The 3,627-nt window shown below is 40.2% G+C and carries 1 protein-coding gene; it reads right to left on the reverse strand.

Annotated features, from left to right (window positions below):
- Nucleotides 1-89 precede the first annotated feature (89 nt).
- Nucleotides 90-1,913 carry an ATP-binding protein gene (locus tag BQ7314_RS11635; RefSeq protein WP_174483861.1) on the reverse strand — a complete coding sequence of 608 codons (1,824 nt, stop codon included), beginning with the start codon at nt 1,911-1,913 and terminating at the stop codon, nt 90-92.
- Between the last annotated feature and the right edge of the window lie 1,714 nt (nt 1,914-3,627).

The raw sequence follows: 3,627 nt of genomic DNA on the forward strand, positions 1-3,627 counted from the left end.
GGTAAACCGGGCTTGTCCAACAAACGGTTCAGATTGTGGCTCGCTTCGCGATCACAATCTAACCTTATTCGTTATAACCCTTTTTCATATTAACTTACTGCTTCGCCGATTACTCTGAGCCAACCTTCTATTTCACCATTAGGGTCTCTTTCTTTAATCATTTCCACTGTCATTTCTGAAAATGCTTTATCAGATAGTTTCATCTTAGCTTTGCTATCGCCCATAACACCATCAAAACCTTTCAGTGAAGAATATGCTTTTGCAAAAACCTTTGGTGTTGCTTCACCTTCTTCATTCGGATGGTCAGTCACTTCAATTTCAACACCAAAAGCAACTTTTATTGCATCTGTATGTAGATAACTTTCTATTTCATGCTTTAGAGTAATAAAACCTTTTGAGCCATCGCCGCGCTGATTAACTTCATTAGCAGATTCCGAATAGCTAGGGACATCTGCATCATATATATGGAATTCTGGTTTTCCTAATCCCTTTAAGTAATTGTTATTTACCCAGTGCTTTAGATTTCCACCACCTAATACAATAAAAGCAACTCGATCATCTGTTGCTAAATTAGGCAGGCTATTATTTTCAAAGTGAAGAATTTTACTTAATTCCTTAAGTGCATTCACATCAGTTGGCCCTTCAACACAAACTAATGCTTTGACCCTACTATCTGGCGTTATGCCCAATGCCTCTGCAACTTCATTTAAAACGTCAACACCTGACTGAATCTCATGTTTGGAATTTTCATTTATAGTTATATATCGAATACCTTCCATTGGAAGATCACTAGCGAATCCAGGACTATGAGTTGTCAATATTACTTGGCAATTTACTTCATTGGCTAATTCCATAAAGGATTGTTGTAGTATTTTTTGGTTGTTTGGATGCTGCGATGTTTCAGGCTCTTCAATTGCATAGATTATGCTTTTTTTGTTGCCTTTAGTCAGCAACCTCTCTGCTTCCGCTTTAAAGAAACTAACCAATATTAACCTACGTACTCCACTGCCACGTTTATTAAGTGGGATACCATCTGTCGTTAAATTTACGGAAAACAATCCAATCCATTTGGCAGGTGTTGGTGGTGTGAACTCTGGCTTCAAATCTTTAGCTAAGTTAGAATCTATTTTTTTCAGTGCTTCATGGGTATTGTTGGCTATTTCTTCAGTGCGAGATTGAACTCTCTTTTGTATAGAATTAATATCATCTTGCACTTCAGAAATTGCCACAGCAATCGCTGATTTCATAGGGTCTTGCACTTCCCCATCAGAATCTTTGCTGCTTCTGTCGCTTTGAAAAAGTGCATATAGCGGTAAATATTTGTCAATTTGCTCCCAAATTCTTTTACTATCTTCTTTGGGTTTTGTTACTGGTAACTCAACTATCCCTAAATCTAATTCTTTAGTTGATGACCAGATAGCCTTTCGCATAATCGGGTTGCCTTTCAATGGGCAATCAATTCCTTCTTTTTTTACAATAGATTGTAAATCTTTTTCTTTTAACTCTAAAAGATTATTAACTCCACTTGCACGCGGATGTTCTGCAACAATGAAAACTTCACATGTTGGTGTTTTTTTCCCACAATCGAATACCTTCTTTACCTTTAGGTTTCCATCTTTCGTCAATAGATACTCTTCGCTCAAAGAGGTTTCTGAGCCACTATCTAGAACAAGTGTTTGGGGAAGACTTGAAAACTCACAGGTTATTGATACAAGCGAAGTTCCACTATGGATGTTTGCATCTCCCTGAGTGATTTTAACGGTATCATTATTAAAAAATATCTCCAATGCCTCTAACACCGTAGATTTCCCGATGTCATTTTTACCTATAAATGTTGTTAAACCATCTATTTTCGCTTTAATCAGCTCTTGATAACACCTTAAATTCTCAATCTCAACAGATTCTAATTTCATACCTATGTCCCTTTAGGGTTATAACGCCAAAATCAGATGCCGTTGGCAGATATTCGATGAACTCCGACAATGCACTGACTTTTGATAAAAAATGACCTTTGGAAGCGGGCTGCGCGGCCAACGGTCAGCTGGATTGAATGGTTACATTTCGATATTCACTAACCTTCAATCCATGCTCAGTCGCTCAACCAACGATTCTTAAATGCTTTTACTGTAGTAGGGCTGGCTTAACAATACTACCGGCTTTTGATGTAAGTCCTACCAGCAAGTTAGTGCCCTGCAAATAGGATTTAAGAGCTTGTTTGAATTGCACCACTGATAAAAATAAAGCCCTTCCAAGCAGTAAAATGCCTGATACTTTTAGCCCTGCTACCTCATACTCAACCGCTCCAGCCAATGATAAAGGGTGAAACAGCGAGGAAAGGAAACACGATAAGTTATCACAAGCGATTACGCCCAAGCCAAGCAAACCAGAAAACCCTCAATGGATTTTGAAATGTAACGCCATGGTCACTTGACGTTGGCAGATGTTCGGTGAACTCTGCAAGAACACTGAACTTTGATAAAAAATGACCTTCAAAAAAAATCTGCGCGGCCAACGGTCAAGTGGACCAAATTGTTACATTTCGATATTCGTTAACCTTCAATCCATGCTCAGTCGCTCAACCAACGATTCTTAAATGCTTTTACTGTAGCAGGGCTGGCTTAACAATGCCACTGACTTTTGATGTAATCTTACTGATCAGTAATACCCTGAAAAACAGGGTTTAAGAGCTTATTTAAACTGCACCGCTGATAAAAATAAAGCCCTTCCAAGCAGTAAAATGCCTGATACTTTTAGCCCTGCTACCTCATACTCAACCGTTCCAGCCAATGATAAAGGGTGAAAAAGTTAGGAAAGGAAACACGATAAGCTATCACAAGCGATTGCGCCCAAGCCAAGCAAACCAGGAAACCCTCAATAGATTTTGAAATGTAACGCCATGGTCACTTGACGTTGGCAGATATTCGGTGAACTCTGCAAGAACACTGAACTTTGATAAACGATGAGCTTAGCAAAAAATCTGCGCTGCCAACGGTCAAGTGGACCAAATTGGTACGCCCAGCATGGGCGTAAACTAATGGGGTGAAAGTCCCCTGTAGGAGAACCTACTTCACCTAGTGTTTAAGGTGATTATAACTACTAGCCGACGGCAATTGCAAACTCGTGAGGGGATGTGAGAAGGAAGCCCGAGTGCAAAACGACGAGTCTATGAACAAGAATGTCATAGAAGGCCGAGTCTCAGGGGTGAGTTAGCCAATGATAACGAAACCCGCAGGTTCGCGAGATACGGTAAATGGCAAGGCAGTGTCGTGACAGTTTACGTTCTTATCTGGGGAGATCTGTTTAACATGCAGTAATTGTTATTGTTTGAAATAAGTCAGCGGGCAACTGATTGAAATGTCCAGGCGACCTGGTGGCTATCAATCAGGATTCGAGCGAATTTGATAGCAACGCAATAAGAAGCACGGCGCTTGTTTGGGCAACCATTTAAGTGATTAAACAGAAGTCAGCAGACGGCATAGTAGCCAAATGCCCATCGTAATGGATGGGACAGGGTGAAGGCCTGAACATTAGATGAGGAGCAGCCCGCTCTACCTTTGGCATCATGTCAGGCGGTAGATGACTTGGTAGCGAGCCTCAAACTTTAACTTTATTATTCATTTTAATCAT

The sequence above is a fragment of the methanotrophic endosymbiont of Bathymodiolus puteoserpentis (Logatchev) genome (assembly GCF_900128525.1).
Lineage (GTDB): Bacteria > Pseudomonadota > Gammaproteobacteria > Methylococcales > Methylomonadaceae > Methyloprofundus.